Source organism: bacterium, from assembly GCA_016699995.1.
Taxonomy (GTDB): Bacteria; Patescibacteriota; Doudnabacteria; order UBA920; family UBA920; genus UBA920.
Window position 1 is genome coordinate 213,472 of the sequence record CP064996.1, and the last position, 14,919, is coordinate 228,390.

Genomic DNA, 14,919 nt, shown 5'->3' on the forward strand with positions numbered 1-14,919 from the left:
CGTTAATGAATTACAATAATCTACTACAATCCGACCCTCAAATAAGCGAGATTTTACAGGTAGAACAGCAGCGCCAGAGTGAGGGGGTAGAATTGATTCCATCCGAAAATTATGTTTCGAAGGCAGTGCTTGAAGCTTTGGGAACGGTTTTTACTAATAAATATAGCGAAGGTTATCCTGGTAATCGCTATTACGGCGGTCAGGAGAATATCGATAAGATAGAACAGCTGGCAATAGAGCGAGCGAAACAATTATTTAAAGCTGAACATGCTAATGTGCAGCCTCATAGCGGTGCCCCAGCAAATGCCGCGGTCTATTTGGCGATCTTAAAACCAGGGGACACAGTTCTTGCAATGGATCTTTCTCACGGTGGGCATTTAACCCATGGCCATCCGGTAACGCAAAGTGCCCAGTTTTATAACTTTGTTCATTACAAAATGAAAGATGTCGAAACGGGTGAATTAGATTATGAACAAATCCGCGAGTTGGCTTTGGAGCATAAACCAAAAATTTTACTGGCCGGCTTTTCTAGTTATCCGCGTGACATTGATTACGCTAAAATGAAAGCCATTGCAGATGAAGCGGGTAGCGTAACTATGATGGACGCTTCGCATATCGCCGGATTAGTCGCAACAGGAGAATTAGATAACCCGTTTGATTTTGGGTTCGACATTATTACTACTACCACGCATAAAACTTTGCGCGGCCCGCGTGGCGGGTTAATTTTGTGCCGCGGTGAGTTTGCGGCTGCCATTGATAAAGCGGTTTTCCCTGGGTTGCAGGGCGGGCCGCATATGAATACGATCGCGGCCAAAGCGGTTGCCTTTGGCGAAGCTCTTCAGTCGGAGTTTAAGGAGTACGCCAAACAGATTCTGAAAAATGCCCAGGCAATGGCTCAAGCGTTTTTGGATCAAGACGTGAAGTTAATTACCGGCGGCACCAGCAACCACTTGATGCTAATCGATACTGTTAAGAATTTTAATTTGTCCGGTAAAGAGTCTCAAGACTTACTAGATGCAGTAGGAATTACGGTAAATAAAAATGTACTGCCAGAAGACCCTCGTGGCCCTCAAGATCCAAGCGGGATCCGCCTTGGCACACCAGCCATTACAACCCGCGGAGCTAAAGAAGCGGATATGATAAAGATTGCTAGCTGGATTATACAAATTTTAAGCAATCCGCAGGATTCTTCATTAAAAGAAAAAATTAAACAGGAAGTTAAAAAGTTCAGCTTAGGACTCTCGGGAAATATTAAGACATGAAAATACAAAAAATCCTTATTATACTATTACTCGCACTTATTACTGGCGCTATTGGATCGTATATTGTATTTCCAAAGAATCAGTGGGGGGAGAAAATGTGTTATTTGGTTTATGCTCCAATAAAGGCACATCATCCAGTATTATTTTTTATCGAGGATACGTTTGACAACGAATGTTTAATTCCGAGAGGTTGGAGAGTGTAGTATGGAACTATTTCAAGCATTTATTTTAGGGATGGTGCAGGGGCTAGGCGAGTTTTTGCCTATCTCTTCTTCGGCGCATTTAGTTTTGGCTCCATGGGTTTTTGGCTGGCCAGACCAAGGATTAGCTTTTGATATCGCCTTGCACTGGGGCACATTGGTAGCAGTTGTGGCTTATTTCCGCAAAGATATTTGGCATCTAGCCAAAGGGTTTTTTCATTCATTTTTTAAAACCACCCGCGACTTCGAAAATAATATCTACCAAAAATTGAGTTGGTTTTTACTACTTGCTACTATTCCGGCGGCTATTTTTGGAAAGCTGTTGGAAAGCAGGGTGGAAACTACATTCCGCAATCCACTGTTGATTGCTGTCACTCTTTCGGTGGTCGGCATAATTTTATATCTGGCAGATAGGTATGGGGCGAAGCTTAAGAGTCTTGCGCATATTACTTGGATCAATAGCTTGCTAATTGGTATTGGTCAGGCCGTTGCGGTAATCCCGGGAATTTCTAGAAGTGGAGCAACAATGATTGCCGGTCTAGCTCAGGGACTTAAGAGAGAGGATGCAGCGAAGTTTAGTTTTTTAATGTCCATCCCGATTATCTTGGGAGCTGGGGTGCTTAAATTACCAGACATCGCGGAAATTCCTAATCATACTCAGGTTGCGGTGGGCTTTTTGTCTAGTGCAGTATTTGGGTTTTTGGCGATCAAATACATGCTTAAATACATAGCGAAGAGGTCATTTACCGTATTTGCAATATACCGTTTAGCATTGGCAGCGATAATATTTATTCTGTACTTCATCCGCACATGACTTTAGCAACCGAACGTAATTATAAAAACTGGCAGGCTCGCTTGCAGAAAGGTAGCTGGTATAAGTACTGGTGGCAATTTTGGAGCAACTACTCTTGGTTAACCATTGTACCAATTTTTGCTTATATATACTTTTACTTCGCAGATGAAAATTTTGTTATCGAAATTATCATCGCTTTCTTCTTATCCAGGATAATTTTGGTTCCAATAATTTCTAAATTGTATCCCAGTGCGCGACCGTACCAGCAGTATAAATTCGAACCAATTGCTTCTGTGTTTCTATCGCGCCGGACGGATTCGCTCAATTCTTTTCCTTCCAGCCATGTAATTTCTATCATGGCAACCAGCGGGGTGATGATGTTAACACATCCATTGCTTGGCTCTTTGCTGTTTGGAATCGGCCTCATGACTGGACTCGGACGCATTGTACTGAGTTTTCATTATCCTAGAGATGTGTTTTTCTCGACTATTTCTGGCTTAATTATAGGTATTATTGTCAGTGTTGTAGTTTAGGTGCCGATTGCGTGAAACCAGTACTTTTGGTAATATTACAGAGTTATTTGAAATCAAATAGTATTCTTTATGGCCGAGTGGCGGAACTGGCAGACGCGCACGACTCAAAATCGTGTATCTTCGGGTGTGAGGGTTCGACTCCCTCCTCGGCCACCATAAATTATGGACCCAATTTATCCAGTTAATAACAACCCTAATAATAATTCGCAAGGCACCCAGTTGCCGGGCGATGATTCTGTTTCCGAACAGAATTTTTTTGATTATGAAGAGCCTGCTGCATCACCGGTTCCGCAACCCATAGCAGAAACAGATTTCCCTCAGACTCCAGCTTATAATCCGACGCCAAGCTTTCAGCCTGAGCCGCAGCATTCGCAAGAGCCGGATCCTGCGCACCAACCTCCGTCTGCGACGGAACCTATTTCCGAAATTGAAGCTTTTGATGAGTTCAGCGCTCCTGCCCCGAGCGAACCTGTAAACTTGGAACCTTCCGAAAAAGTCTCTTATGCAGACAGTGTGATTGAGGAAATCGAAGTCTCTAAAATTGTCGCTAACCCATACCAGCCCCGCAAAATTTTTCGCGAAGAAGCTTTAAAAGAATTGGCAGAGTCAATTAAAGAACACGGAGTTATTCAGCCAGTCGTTGTCACTCAGACCGCCGCCGGATACGAGTTGGTGGTGGGTGAGCGCCGCTTCCGTGCTTCTCAGCTTGCCGGCTTAACCAAGGTTCCTGCGATTGTTAAGTCTACGCTTCAGGATCAAACTAAGCTCGAAGTGGCCTTAATCGAAAATATTCAGCGCCAGGAATTGAATCCTATCGAAGAAGCTCAGGCATACCAGCGCTTGATGGAAAAATTTAATTTGAATCAGGCCGAAGTAGCAGCGAAAATGGGTAAGTCCCGCTCTGCAGTCGCCAACACCTTGCGCTTATTAAACTTGCCCGCAGAAATTCAGCGCGGCATTATCGAAGGAAAAATTTACGAAGGCCATGGTCGGGCTATTTTAACTTTGCCGGATATGGAAAAGCAGCTGCTTATGTATAAGCAGATCATTGAGCAAGGGATGAACGTTCGGCAGGTCGAAGCTCGGGTGCGCGAGTTTGCGCGCCGTAAAAAGATGGATTCGGCGATGCCTGATCCAAAGCTAATGGCCATCGAAACTAAGCTGCGCGGCAAGTTTGGCACGCAGGTAAAAGTTTCTCGCCAAGGCCGCGGCGGTAAAATTACTATCGAATTTTTTTCTGACGAAGATTTGGACGATATTGTCAAGCGCATCGAGGAAGAAAAGGGCAACGAGCCTGCAGAAGGTTATTTCACCGTTTAATTTTAAAAATTATTCCGGGCTGTAGTATACCGGTAGTACGCGCCCATGGGGTGGGTGTAGACCGAGTTCGATTCTCGGCAGCCCGACCAAAGTTAGGAGCTTTATTGACCGCCATGAGGCGGTTTTTGATTTGGTGGTATAATTACGGCATATAAGCAGTGAATGATGCAGCAAATATTTTTTAAAAAATTAAATGGAAAGGCGGTATTGCCGACCCGGGGCAGTGCGCATGCTGCCGGGCTAGACCTGTATTCCACAGAAGACGTGGTTATTCCTGCTCGTAGCAGAAAGGGCATTCCCACAGGCGTAGCGGTATCTATTCCCGAAGGCTATTATGGCCGTATCGCGCCGCGATCTGGCTTAGCTGCTAAGTTCGGCATAGATACTTTGGCCGGAGTCGTCGACCAGGATTATCGCGGCGAGTTAATTTGCATACTGGCCAATCACACCGACCAAGATTTTGAGGTTAAAGTTGGCGACAGGGTGGCGCAATTTATTATCGAAGCTATTGCTTTGCCTCAACCGATATTTGTAGATGAGTTGCCAGATACCGAACGCGGCAGCGGCGGTTTTGGAAGCACAGGACATAATTAAACAAAAATGAACAAGAAGAATAACAGCTTAATAATTCGCAACTTTACTTTCGGAGTGGAGGATAGCTTGGTATCGACCGTTGGTTTGCTGGCCGGAATCGCAATCGCGGGCATGAGCAAAGAAAATATTTTACTTACCGGTTTTGTTTTGATTTTTGTCGAAGCATTTTCGATGGCAATCGGCAGTCTGCTATCTGAACAATCCGTAGAGGAATACGAAGGTCACAAAGAAGTGTCTTTAACCAAGCCGTTGTTTGCGGCTGTAATTATGTTTTTCTCGTATGTTTTTGCCGGGCTCATTCCTTTAGCGCCCTATTTCCATTTTGGGGGAAATCAAAGCGTAATTTTTTCTGTCGCGTTAACTTTAGTTTCTTTATTCCTCCTTGGGGTGTTTAATGCCAAACTTACCCATGTCCGAGCATGGAGAGATGGCTTATTTACGTTATTTATGGGCGGCATAGCAATCTTGGTCGGTATCACGGTTGGGCAGATTGCTGAAAAGTTTTAGCTACCGATCTACCTTTATGCAAAAGAAAATGAAATTCCTTAAATTGACTTTTACCATATTTTTGTCTGCAATTTTCATTTTCCCTTTTACTGCGCTGGCTCAGGGACAGGATAGTAGTGCTTTGGATGCTATCTACACCGAGGAAGTAAATAATTTGGAAGTGACCATAATAACAGACTCCGAAGGAATTTATGTAAAGGAGCGAATTGAGTATGATTTTGGCTCACAGGAGCGCCATGGAATTTTTAGAAATATCCCATATAAGTATAAGAACAATTTGGGCAAATTCAATTTACGGATTGAAGATATTACTGTTAAGCGGAACGGCGAAAATGAACCCGTGTCGATTTCTAGAAGCGGCGGGGAAGTTAAGTTAAAAATAGGCGATTCGGAAAAAACCATAACCGGCAAACATGTTTATGATATTGCCTATAGTGTGAAAAGGGCAATCAATTTCTTCGCCGATCATGATGAGTTATACTGGAACGCTATTGGTACAGGTTGGACTGCACCAATAGTGCGGAGTTCGGTTTTAATAGTCAGTCCAGCGCAGATTACAAAAGTACAATGCTTCACCGGTTCGCTTAACTCTCAGGAAAGTAACTGTACTAAAACAGGTGAAAATACTACTCAGCCTCAATTAACAAACAATGAGGTGCTATACCCTGGGGAAGGATTCACTGTGGTGATCGCTTTTCCGGTAGGTGCGTTTGCAAAGCCAACTGCTCCTCAAAAAATTATGGACATTGTTCGAGATAACGGTGTTGTGGTTTTACCTATACTGGTTTTTATAATAATGTTTTGGTTATGGAGAAAGTTTGGCAAAGATGCCAAGGGTCGTGGCGTAATTGTGCCTCAATATGACCCTCCGCAAAATTTAACTCCTCTGTATATGGGAACTCTGGTGGATGGCAGATTGGATAATCGGGATTTTGCTGCAGAATTAATATATCTGGCTACTCACGGCTACATTAAGATCGAGAGAATAGAAACGAAAAAGTTTTTATGGCTCAAGGGTAAAAATTATGAGTTTACTAAGCTGAAGGAAGCAGGCTCTTCGCTGCCGGAATCAACCCGTTCTCTTTTCTCTTCCATTTTTGCCAATGAAACTACCAAAAACAAGGTGCTAGTATCGGAGCTTAGGGACAATGCATTATTCTCGTCTTACGTTAGATCGGCCCCAAATGATGTGTTTAAGGAATTAAAAACCGCCGGGTATTATAAGTACAATCCTGTATTGCTTAAGGGTATTTTTATAGCCTTAGGTTTTGGATTTGCTATGTTTAGTACGTTTGTGTTGATGGCGACGTTCGGTTTGCTAGGTTTGTTTAGCGGGATTGCTTCGGGAATCATTATAATCGTCTTTGGGTTCTTAATGCCAGCTCGCACAGTTAAGGGAGCAGAAGAGCGGGAATACATCTTAGGACTTAAACATTATATGAATGTTGCCGAAAAGGACCGTTTAGAGTTTCATAATGCCCCAGAAAAAAATCCAGAAAGATTTGAACTGCTGTTGCCCTTTGCCGTAGCTCTTGGAGTGGAGAAGCGGTGGGCGAAGCAGTTTGAAGGAATTTATACATCTCAACCAAGCTGGTACAGCGATTCCACTGGAGCCGGTTTTAATGCGGCTGTATTATCCAGCTCTATCGGCGATTTTTCTTCTTCCATGCAATCAGCGGTTTCTTCTGTAACTACATCTGCTAGCGGCGGTAGCGGCTTTTCTGGCGGAGGTGTTGGCGGTGGCGGAGGCGGCGGAGGCGGCGGAAGCTGGTAGTTAAAAAGGTAAATAAAAAACACCACGTATGGTGTTTAGAGATAAAAGTGCCGTTCTAGGATGTCATTCCTTTTGCGTTCTTGTTGGTCAGAAATCGATTGTTGCTTTGCTCGTTCTTCTTCGCACTTCGCTATATGATCTTTGGCTAACCAGTTAAGGATGCGTTCTTGTCCGCAAATCGGACAGTTTGTACAGCACGGACCGTGCTTATGTTCGAAATCCTTTTCGACAGTGTGACAGCGACAGTTGCATATAGTTACATCGGCCATAACTTCCTCCTATTTGGCTCTAAATTGCTTATAATAGTATACTTATATTATAGATTATGCAAGTTACTAAATTTAGCCATTCCTGCATATTGATAGATGATGGTCAGACAAAGCTGTTGTTTGATCCTGGTTTGTATGGTGGAGTGCCGCAAGATTTGACTGTCGATGCAATCGTGATAACTCATGTGCACCAGGATCACGTTGATATTGATGTGCTTAAACCATTGCTCGCAAATAACCCTCGAATAATTACTAACTTCGAAGTAAAAGCCGAACTCGACAAACATGACATTGCCTGCGAGATTGTAGAAGAAGGTAGTACTGTGAGCGTAGGCTCTTATACTTTAGAAGCTTTTGGCAACGAGCATGCTGTTATGCATCCTGAACTGCCTAAATTCCAGAATACTGGCTATCTAATTAACGACTCAATTTTTCATCCCGGCGACGCGTTGCTAGTACCTAGTAAACCCGTAAAGACATTGCTTTTGCCGGTGGCTGCGCCATGGAGCAAAGTAGAGGAAACTTTAGACTACATTACCAAGATCCAGGCCGACATAAATTTTCCTATCCATGACGGTTTTATAAGGGGCGGCGGCGGAGCTTTTTACCGCTTTGCCAAAATGTGGTGCGAAAAATTGAATGTTCAATTTATAGATCCGGAATTAGGGAAAGCTTATGAAATTTAATTTTATTATCATCCCCGCAATTATTATTGCTACTTCGTACTTTGGAGTCAGATATGCCAAGCAGGGTTTAAAGACTTGGTACGCGCATCTTAAAAAACCGAAGTGGACCCCGACCGGAAAAATCATCGGCGAGATATGGACTTTTCTGTACGTCATTACTGGTTTTGCAGTGATGTGGTTTTGGAACGTACCCGTTTTTAGTTTTTGGCATTTTATTGTAGGCGCCTTAATGCTGACTAACGCTTATCTGAATGCAACCTGGAATAAAGTTTTCTTCATAGAACACAATTTTAAAAAAGCATACAAGCATATGATTATCATGAACATCACGGCTATTGCTGCAGCTGTAATCATGATTTTCATAGCTCCTATCGCAGCTGTTCTGATGCTGCCGTACATTATCTGGGTATTCATTGCTACTAAACTGGAAAAAGAGGTTTGGCAGATGAATAAAAAATAATTAAGTTTACTTCACTGGCATATACTTGCTGCGCAGGCATTCATTTTGCAAAACAAAAAACTGCTTCTATTCGGAAGCAGTTTTTTAAGCGGCTACTTTAGCGACCTTTTTGGTTTTCGCTTTAATGCAGCGTGTGCAAGCCTTAACTCTATTATTGCTGTCGTCGCGAGTCCATTGCAAGTTAGCTTTGAGTCGGACGATAGAAGCGCGCATACTGTGCGAACGCTTCACGGTTTTAGAGTAAGTCTTGCCGCAAATGGTACACATTCTTGGCATATAAAATCCTATATATTTCCGCAAAATAAACCTTGTGCGGAATTAAGCTTTAAATTAAATACTTGTTAAGTATATACTATTGTGTTATATTTGGCAATACCTTAGAGGGGGAAAGATATATGAATATTGGGGAATATGCGCTTTTGATTTTAATTTTGGCGATTTACGCCATCCCAAAGGCTATGATGTCGGCGTGGATCGTGCTGGTCATCAGGGATATAGCCGAGAATTTTACTCAAGTTTTTCCCAGACCAGACACGCTTAAAGGCAAGTTTAAGGAGCTGTTTGGCCTGGCAAAAGGCATGTATCTCCCAGTATTTGTCACGCTCCTGGTAGGTTTATCTTTGTATGAATATGTACATCCTTTCGTGGTTGTCGTTGTGGCCGCTGGAGTGATCCCAGTAGCGGTGTTCTGGAAAAAAAGACGCGAATATATTGAATCAATGCTGAATGGTTCAACAACGAATTAACAGTCCTAACTTGGGCTGTTTTTATTTTTCTAAAAATTCATTTCTCTTAACATATGCTAAAATACAAGCATGGAAATTTTGATTACATTAGTTATATTGCTTTTTTCGGCGATCGTTCACGAAGTTAGTCATGGCTTAATGGCGGAAAAATTAGGAGACAGTACTGCTCGGGATGAAGGGCGTATTACCCTAAATCCAATTCCTCATATTGATCCGTTTGGCTCCATTATGCTGCCCGCGCTCTTGCTATTTGTCGGTAGTCCGATTGTATTTGGTGCGGCCAAGCCAGTACCGGTTGACTTTAACAATCTCCATCCGCGCCGGTTAGGGATGGCATTAGTGTCTTTATCGGGGCCGCTGAGCAATTTAATCCTCGCAGTATTGTTTATGCTGCCAGTAAAATTCGGATTGGTAGATGGAGTAATGGCGGAGATCTGGTTAAAGGCTGTGCTGATTAATCTTGTATTGGCAGTGTTTAACATATTGCCGATTCCTCCGTTGGATGGAAGTAAAATTGTCGCTTCGGTGTTGCCGGATAACATTATGTACAAACTGCTGGAACTAGAAAGATTTGGATTTGTCTTGGTTATTATATTCTTGTTCTTAGGCATATTGGAAAAGATATTGCTGCCGGTTGTCACGCTGTTTTTCCGACTTTTTGGGGTTACTTTCTAGAATAAAACTTATTTGAAATAAAAAAATGCCCGAACCATTCTTGCGAAAGGTTCGGGCAAAGTATTTATAAGCAGTTTGTTAGTGGGTGATCGCCGCGCGAATGGCCGTGGAGTGGCCTCGTTCCACGAGTGTTCTGATGTCCATCACCGGAAACGTTCCGGTGTGGTTCTTGCATTCCGCCGGCTTCTCGTTTCGGCGGAAAAACGTGTAGATGTAGTCCTCTACAGGGACCACAGTTTTTCTCGGAAGCCTCTTGAGTGCCACCGTTGTCAGTTCTAGCTCTTCAGCTTCGAACTGGGCCTTGGCTTCCGGCAGCCACCTTCTCAGAGCAGTGTTCTGCTGCTGCTCGAGTACTCCCGACGGTTGCCGGCGATAGCCGGCAAGCTCGCGGCCAATGGCCTTTGCGACACGTTCGATAACGGTGTCGTTCTTGCCGCCGAGCTTTTCGTAGCCCGAACGGACCACGATACTCTCGACGAACCAGCGACCTCTGCGATTTTCGAACACCATCACGGCGATGGCTTCGTTTTTGCCAACGACCTTCTGGTCGTAAACGACCTTGCCGTCATTCGTGAAGACGACCAGATCCTGGTCCTTTCCGGCTTTGATCGCGTCGTTGTGCTTGGCCAAAATATTCTGGCTCAGCGACGTCCGGGCGATCTCGCGTCGGATAGGCGAGTTGCCGTATCGCGACGGTCCAGCGATGACGATCATCTGACCGCATTCATCAATGCGGAGCACGTCGTCTTGCCGGAGCACGGCCGTATTGTCGAGTGCCTCGATGTTGTCGTGGCACTTTACAAAGAAATTCCCTGTTGTGCCGGCATTCGGCACGATCTCGATCTCCGGGAACTCGACTATTTCCCCGGTCCGGGTCGTTGTCTTCGGGTAGAATACTCCCGTGAGGCCGATGAACTCGACCCCGATGATGTAAATAACTTCCAGCCCTTTACTAAACATTCCTTTCTTCATTTTCTTTTCTCCTGGGCAGTGCCCTTCAAAAACCAAAAATGGTGGACGGCGGCCTCGTTGGCCTTTGTCCGCTGCGGGGCGCAAAAGCGCTGTGTGGAAGCAAACCTAATAAACTGCTTGTAAATGTGCATCAACCCCAGACTATTACCGTGCTGGGTCTGGAATAAACCAGTAAACTCAGCACAATTAAAGCCATTTAAGGTTAACTGGAAATTATAGCATAAAATATCAATTTTGTCAATACCCAACAATATGTGATATTTATCGACTTCGATTATTGGTTTAAGTATGTGTTTCTTTGTAAATCAGGAATTTTTATTTATTCCCTTGCATTTATTCATCGAAATAGGTATAATTTCCATACAATTCGTTAGAAGCCCCTAACTTAAGGAATTACCGACACATTTGTCGCTCAATTGGGAATTAACTGGCACAGGCTTCGTCAGAGTACCAAGACAGCGAACCGTAGAGACTGACTCTAAGGTCAGTTTTTGTTTTGTAAATTAATGGGCGCGGCCGGCAATTTTGCCAGCTGCACGTGTCAGTCCACAGAAAGGTCATTCAGTAAATGCCAACTATTAACCAATTGGTACGTAAGCCTCGCAAACCGCTTACTACCAAAAGCGCATCTCCGGCATTGCAACGCCGTCAGAACTTGATCAAGAACAAGACTTTGTTCATCAAGACCGGCAGCCCGTTTATGCGCGGCGTGTGTTTGAAGGTTTATACCTCCACACCAAAAAAGCCAAACTCGGCTTTGCGTAAGATTGCAAAAGTTAAGTTGACTAACGGCATGGAAGTTTTAGCTTACATCCCAGGAGTTGGTCACAACTTGCAGGAACACAGTGTAGTCATGATCCGTGGCGGACGTGTAAAAGATTTACCAGGTGTTCGCTACCACATTGTTCGAGGTAAACTCGACACCTTAGGCGTTGAAGGTCGAAAACGCTCTCGCAGTAAGTACGGAACCAAGCGTCCGTCTGCCGCTGCTTAATAACTTTGCCGTCGCTATATAAGCGCTCGGCATAAATTCAGAAAGGAAAAACTAACATGCCACGAAGAGCAAGAAGTTTTGAAAAACGAACCCCAGAACCAGATCCAAAGTTTAGCAGCGTAAAGTATGCTAAGTTCATCAACTACTTGATGGAACGCGGCAAGAAGAGCGTATCTCAGAGAATCTTTTACACTGCCTTGGATTTAGTAGAAGAAAAAATGAAGAAAGAAAAGGATGCCGAAGTTACTGATCCACGTCAGGTCTTCGACATTGCGTTAAAGAATGTTTCTCCAATTATGGAAATCAAAGGTCGCCGTATTGGTGGTTCTAACTATCAGGTTCCAATGGAAGTTCAAGAACCACGCCGCACCGCACTTGGAATGAAATGGATGATTGCCGCAGCACGTGCTCGCAAGGGTGCGCCTATGGCTACTAAACTAGCCCAGGAAGTTGTTGATGCTTTCAATAAATTGGGCGCTGCAGTAAAGAAGCGCGAAGATACTCACCGTATGGCTGAAGCCAACAAAGCGTTTGCTCACTTTGCAAGATTTGGAAGCAAGAGGAAGTAGTAGGGAAATAAAAAAGGCGTCCTAAATTTTAGAACGCACTTTTAGACAAACCACTTATGAAGTTTTATGCTCACCAAGTTGGATGTAATTAGTTAAACAGATGTCAGTATAGTGTTCAGGAGCTCGTCTCCGGATTTCACTTTCCATCTCGACCACTTGCTCAAACTTTTCCACCATACCGTTTGTGATGACCACTGCTTTCCCGTAATTAACGAAGGCTATTCTGCGCTTGCTTCTGAATGTGTAGAATACGCAGTAATTATATTTCATTTATTTCCCTCCTGTTCAGTTGAACATCAAACTATATCTAATTTGACCAAAACAGTCAATATCAATTAAAAATCCATTAAATAATTAAAAATGCCTAGAGAATATCCAATAGAAGCGACCCGTAATATCGGGATTATCGCTCACATCGATGCCGGCAAAACTACAACTACCGAAGGTATCTTGTACAACACCGGCATGATCCACAAGATCGGCGCAGTGCACGAAGGTGAAACTGTAACCGACTGGATGGAACAAGAACGCGAACGCGGTATCACTATTACTTCTGCGGCCGTAACTTGTTACTGGAAGCCTCAATATATTAAGATTGAGGATTCGAACATCCCAGAATACAAAATCAACATTATCGACACGCCTGGTCACGTAGACTTTACTGTAGAAGTAGAGCGTTCTTTGCGCGTGCTCGATGGTGCAATCACTGTATTCGACGGAAAGATGGGCGTAGAGCCCCAGTCCGAAACCGTGTGGCGCCAGGCCGACAAGTACGGCGTGCCTCGCATGTGCTTTATTAACAAAATCAACCAAACCGGCGGCGACTTTTATAAGTCTTTAGATTCTATCCACACACGTTTAACTAAGAACGCGTTTCCTGTTCAGTTGCCAATCGGTTTCGAAAAAGACATTGTCGGTGTCGTCGACTTGGTAACAATGAAGTCTTACACCTATAAGGATTACACAGACAAAGAATTTACTATTGGCGAAGTTCCAGCAGACATGCAGGAAAAGTGCGAAAAGTATCGCCAGGAATTAATTGAAAAAGTTGTTGAATTCGACGAAGCCATGATGGAAAAATATCTTGGCGGCGAAGCTTTAACAGAGGATGAATTGTTAAAGACCATCCGTAAGGCTGTACAGAGCGGTGAATTCTTCCCAGTATTCGGCGGTGACGGCCGTGGTATTATCGTGCGTACATTATTGGACGCTGTTGGAAACTTCTTGCCAAGCCCAACCGATAAAGGTGCTGTTAAAGGCCACAACCCAAAGACCGGCGAAGAGTTGGAACGCAACGCTAAGGATGAAGAACCCTTTACTGCATTGGCTTTCAAAATTGCCACTGATCCTTTTGTGGGTCGCTTGGCTTTCTTCCGCGTTTACTCTGGTACTTTGCAAGCTGGCAGTTATGTGCTCAATGCTCGTACTGGCAACAAAGAACGCGTCGGGCGTATCGTACGTATGCGCGCGGATCAGCGTGATGAGGTAAAAGAAGTATTTGCTGGCGACATTTGTGCGTTGGTAGGTCCGAAAGAAACTATTACTGCCGACACTTTGTGTGCCGAAAATGCTCCGATCGAATTAGAAAAGATCAAATTCGCAGATCCGGTTATTAGCATGGCGATCGAGCCAAAGACTAAAGCTGACCAGGAAAAAATGGGTATTGCTTTGCAAAAGCTTGCCGAAGAAGATCCAACCTTTAAAGTCTCTTCCAACGAAGAAACCCAGCAGACAATTATTGCTGGTATGGGCGAACTTCACTTGGAAATTTTAGTAGACCGCATGAAGCGCGAATTTAAAGTAGAAGCTAATGTAGGTAAGCCAGAAGTAGCCTTTAAGGAATCCTTCAAGAAGATGGCGACTGCAGAAGTTAAGTATATCCGTCAATCCGGTGGTCGTGGTCAGTATGGTCACGTGTACTTGCGTGTCGAACCTCTCGAACCAGGTTCTGGTTACAAATTTATCGACGAAATTGTTGGTGGTGTAATTCCAAAAGAATACATCAAACCAATTGATAAAGGTATTCAAGAATCTGCTGCAAACGGTGTAATCGCTGGTTATCCATTGGTGGACTTCTCAGCCGCGGTTTACGACGGTAGCTATCACGAAGTTGATTCTTCCGAAATGGCCTTCAAAATCGCTGCATCTAAGTGTTTGCAAGAAGCCGTTAAGAAAGGTGATCCAATCTTGCTCGAACCGGTGATGAAAGTTGTAGTTACAACTCCAGAAGCAAATATGGGTGACGTAATCGGTGATTTAAACTCCAAGCGCGCTAAGATCCAGGATATGGAAGACATTACCGGCCGCAAGGTGGTTACTGCTTTCGTACCGTTGGCCGAAATGTTCGGTTACGCAACTCAATTGCGTTCCTTAACTCAAGGCCAGGCATCTAGTATCATGGAATTCGATCATTACGAAGAAGTTCCAAAGAACGTTGCTAACACTATTATTGAATCTCGCGCGGGCATGAATGTTCGTAAGGGGCAATAGTAACAATGGTGGCGATTATAGCTGCAAATATAAAAACCGCTCCGTATGGGGCGGTTTTTTTATTGTTTATTTTTC

The 14,919-nt window shown here is 43.9% G+C and carries 17 protein-coding genes and 2 tRNA genes; 16 read left to right on the top strand and 3 right to left on the bottom strand.

Annotation, left to right across the window (positions count from 1 at the left end; all coding sequences use genetic code 11):
* Positions 1 to 5 precede the first annotated feature (5 nt).
* The 9 genes from IPM19_01040 to IPM19_01080 all read left to right on the top strand — a co-directional run bounded on the left by IPM19_01040 (position 6) and on the right by IPM19_01080 (position 6,983).
* Positions 6 to 1,262, top strand: a complete 1,257-nt coding sequence (locus tag IPM19_01040) for a serine hydroxymethyltransferase (protein ID QQS23137.1) — start codon at positions 6 to 8, stop codon at positions 1,260 to 1,262.
* Positions 1,263 to 1,466: 204 nt separating this feature from the next.
* Positions 1,467 to 2,276, top strand: a complete 810-nt coding sequence (locus tag IPM19_01045) for an undecaprenyl-diphosphate phosphatase (GenBank protein QQS23138.1) — start codon at positions 1,467 to 1,469, stop codon at positions 2,274 to 2,276.
* Entirely contained in the window at positions 2,273 to 2,788 is a 516-nt protein-coding gene (locus IPM19_01050) for a phosphatase PAP2 family protein (GenBank protein ID QQS23139.1), read from the top strand. The genes IPM19_01045 and IPM19_01050 overlap by 4 nt, the downstream gene beginning before the upstream one ends.
* Positions 2,789 to 2,859: 71 nt before the next feature.
* Positions 2,860 to 2,944, top strand: a tRNA-Leu gene (locus IPM19_01055).
* A gap of 6 nt (positions 2,945 to 2,950) precedes the next feature.
* Positions 2,951 to 4,108, top strand: coding sequence for a ParB/RepB/Spo0J family partition protein (locus tag IPM19_01060; protein QQS23140.1), 1,158 nt, complete (start codon positions 2,951 to 2,953; stop codon positions 4,106 to 4,108).
* Between the two features lie 15 nt (positions 4,109 to 4,123).
* Positions 4,124 to 4,197 (top strand) — tRNA-Pro (locus IPM19_01065).
* 73 nt (positions 4,198 to 4,270) lie between these two features.
* Entirely contained in the window at positions 4,271 to 4,702 is a 432-nt protein-coding gene (dut, locus tag IPM19_01070; protein QQS23141.1) for a dUTP diphosphatase, read from the top strand.
* A gap of 6 nt (positions 4,703 to 4,708) precedes the next feature.
* Positions 4,709 to 5,209, top strand: a complete 501-nt coding sequence (locus IPM19_01075; GenBank protein ID QQS23142.1) for a VIT1/CCC1 transporter family protein — start codon at positions 4,709 to 4,711, stop codon at positions 5,207 to 5,209.
* 16 nt (positions 5,210 to 5,225) lie between these two features.
* Positions 5,226 to 6,983, top strand: a complete 1,758-nt coding sequence (locus IPM19_01080; protein QQS23143.1) for a DUF2207 domain-containing protein — start codon at positions 5,226 to 5,228, stop codon at positions 6,981 to 6,983.
* Positions 6,984 to 7,018: 35 nt separating this feature from the next.
* On the opposite strand, the gene IPM19_01085 is transcribed toward IPM19_01080, so the two are convergent.
* The gene (locus IPM19_01085; GenBank protein ID QQS23144.1) at positions 7,019 to 7,252 is read right to left on the bottom strand and encodes a hypothetical protein; all 234 of its coding nucleotides are present in this window, start codon (positions 7,250 to 7,252) and stop codon (positions 7,019 to 7,021) included.
* Positions 7,253 to 7,308: 56 nt separating this feature from the next.
* On the opposite strand from IPM19_01085, the gene IPM19_01090 reads away from it, so the two are divergent.
* Both IPM19_01090 and IPM19_01095 read left to right on the top strand, forming a co-directional pair.
* On the top strand, positions 7,309 to 7,938 hold the full coding sequence (locus IPM19_01090) for an MBL fold metallo-hydrolase (GenBank protein ID QQS23145.1): 630 nt from the start codon (positions 7,309 to 7,311) through the stop codon (positions 7,936 to 7,938).
* Positions 7,928 to 8,398 (top strand): tryptophan-rich sensory protein, encoded by a 471-nt coding sequence (locus IPM19_01095; protein QQS23146.1) that lies wholly within the window; start codon positions 7,928 to 7,930, stop codon positions 8,396 to 8,398. The genes IPM19_01090 and IPM19_01095 overlap by 11 nt, the downstream gene beginning before the upstream one ends.
* An 84-nt stretch (positions 8,399 to 8,482) precedes the next feature.
* Here IPM19_01095 and IPM19_01100 read toward each other — a convergent pair whose 3' ends face one another.
* Entirely contained in the window at positions 8,483 to 8,674 is a 192-nt protein-coding gene (locus IPM19_01100; protein QQS23147.1) for a 50S ribosomal protein L28, read from the bottom strand.
* Positions 8,675 to 8,793: 119 nt separating this feature from the next.
* Between IPM19_01100 and IPM19_01105 the strand changes: the two genes are divergently transcribed.
* Both IPM19_01105 and IPM19_01110 read left to right on the top strand, forming a co-directional pair.
* Positions 8,794 to 9,144 carry a hypothetical protein gene (locus tag IPM19_01105; GenBank protein ID QQS23148.1) on the top strand — a complete coding sequence of 117 codons (351 nt, stop codon included), beginning with the start codon at positions 8,794 to 8,796 and terminating at the stop codon, positions 9,142 to 9,144.
* A 69-nt stretch (positions 9,145 to 9,213) separates the two neighbouring features.
* Positions 9,214 to 9,819 carry a site-2 protease family protein gene (locus IPM19_01110; protein ID QQS23149.1) on the top strand — a complete coding sequence of 202 codons (606 nt, stop codon included), beginning with the start codon at positions 9,214 to 9,216 and terminating at the stop codon, positions 9,817 to 9,819.
* Positions 9,820 to 9,897: 78 nt separating this feature from the next.
* Here the strand turns inward: IPM19_01110 and IPM19_01115 are convergent, their stop codons facing one another.
* Positions 9,898 to 10,791, bottom strand: coding sequence for a hypothetical protein (locus IPM19_01115; protein QQS23150.1), 894 nt, complete (start codon positions 10,789 to 10,791; stop codon positions 9,898 to 9,900).
* 568 nt (positions 10,792 to 11,359) lie between these two features.
* On the opposite strand from IPM19_01115, the gene rpsL reads away from it, so the two are divergent.
* From rpsL to fusA, 3 genes are all read left to right on the top strand, one after another.
* Positions 11,360 to 11,785 carry a 30S ribosomal protein S12 gene (rpsL, locus tag IPM19_01120; GenBank protein QQS23151.1) on the top strand — a complete coding sequence of 142 codons (426 nt, stop codon included), beginning with the start codon at positions 11,360 to 11,362 and terminating at the stop codon, positions 11,783 to 11,785.
* Positions 11,786 to 11,841: 56 nt separating this feature from the next.
* Entirely contained in the window at positions 11,842 to 12,354 is a 513-nt protein-coding gene (gene rpsG / locus IPM19_01125) for a 30S ribosomal protein S7 (protein QQS23152.1), read from the top strand.
* A 360-nt stretch (positions 12,355 to 12,714) separates the two neighbouring features.
* Positions 12,715 to 14,844 carry an elongation factor G gene (fusA, locus tag IPM19_01130; protein QQS23153.1) on the top strand — a complete coding sequence of 710 codons (2,130 nt, stop codon included), beginning with the start codon at positions 12,715 to 12,717 and terminating at the stop codon, positions 14,842 to 14,844.
* Positions 14,845 to 14,919: the final 75 nt, after the last annotated feature.

Excerpts from the sequence above, each read along its gene's own strand:
- rpsG (QQS23152.1), top strand. The coding sequence starts at position 11,842 with ATGCCACGAAGAGCAAGAAGTTTTGAAAAACGAACCCCAGAACCAGAT.
- IPM19_01040 (QQS23137.1), top strand. The coding sequence starts at position 6 with ATGAATTACAATAATCTACTACAATCCGACCCTCAAATAAGCGAGATT.
- IPM19_01100 (QQS23147.1), bottom strand. The coding sequence starts at position 8,674 with ATGCCAAGAATGTGTACCATTTGCGGCAAGACTTACTCTAAAACCGTG.
- IPM19_01085 (QQS23144.1), bottom strand. The coding sequence starts at position 7,252 with ATGGCCGATGTAACTATATGCAACTGTCGCTGTCACACTGTCGAAAAG.
- fusA (QQS23153.1), top strand. The coding sequence starts at position 12,715 with ATGCCTAGAGAATATCCAATAGAAGCGACCCGTAATATCGGGATTATC.
- IPM19_01090 (QQS23145.1), top strand. The coding sequence starts at position 7,309 with ATGCAAGTTACTAAATTTAGCCATTCCTGCATATTGATAGATGATGGT.
- IPM19_01115 (QQS23150.1), bottom strand. The coding sequence starts at position 10,791 with ATGAAGAAAGGAATGTTTAGTAAAGGGCTGGAAGTTATTTACATCATC.
- IPM19_01105 (QQS23148.1), top strand. The coding sequence starts at position 8,794 with ATGAATATTGGGGAATATGCGCTTTTGATTTTAATTTTGGCGATTTAC.
- IPM19_01045 (QQS23138.1), top strand. The coding sequence starts at position 1,467 with ATGGAACTATTTCAAGCATTTATTTTAGGGATGGTGCAGGGGCTAGGC.
- IPM19_01075 (QQS23142.1), top strand. The coding sequence starts at position 4,709 with ATGAACAAGAAGAATAACAGCTTAATAATTCGCAACTTTACTTTCGGA.
- dut (QQS23141.1), top strand. The coding sequence starts at position 4,271 with ATGATGCAGCAAATATTTTTTAAAAAATTAAATGGAAAGGCGGTATTG.
- IPM19_01095 (QQS23146.1), top strand. The coding sequence starts at position 7,928 with ATGAAATTTAATTTTATTATCATCCCCGCAATTATTATTGCTACTTCG.
- IPM19_01080 (QQS23143.1), top strand. The coding sequence starts at position 5,226 with ATGCAAAAGAAAATGAAATTCCTTAAATTGACTTTTACCATATTTTTG.
- IPM19_01110 (QQS23149.1), top strand. The coding sequence starts at position 9,214 with ATGGAAATTTTGATTACATTAGTTATATTGCTTTTTTCGGCGATCGTT.
- rpsL (QQS23151.1), top strand. The coding sequence starts at position 11,360 with ATGCCAACTATTAACCAATTGGTACGTAAGCCTCGCAAACCGCTTACT.
- IPM19_01060 (QQS23140.1), top strand. The coding sequence starts at position 2,951 with ATGGACCCAATTTATCCAGTTAATAACAACCCTAATAATAATTCGCAA.
- IPM19_01050 (QQS23139.1), top strand. The coding sequence starts at position 2,273 with ATGACTTTAGCAACCGAACGTAATTATAAAAACTGGCAGGCTCGCTTG.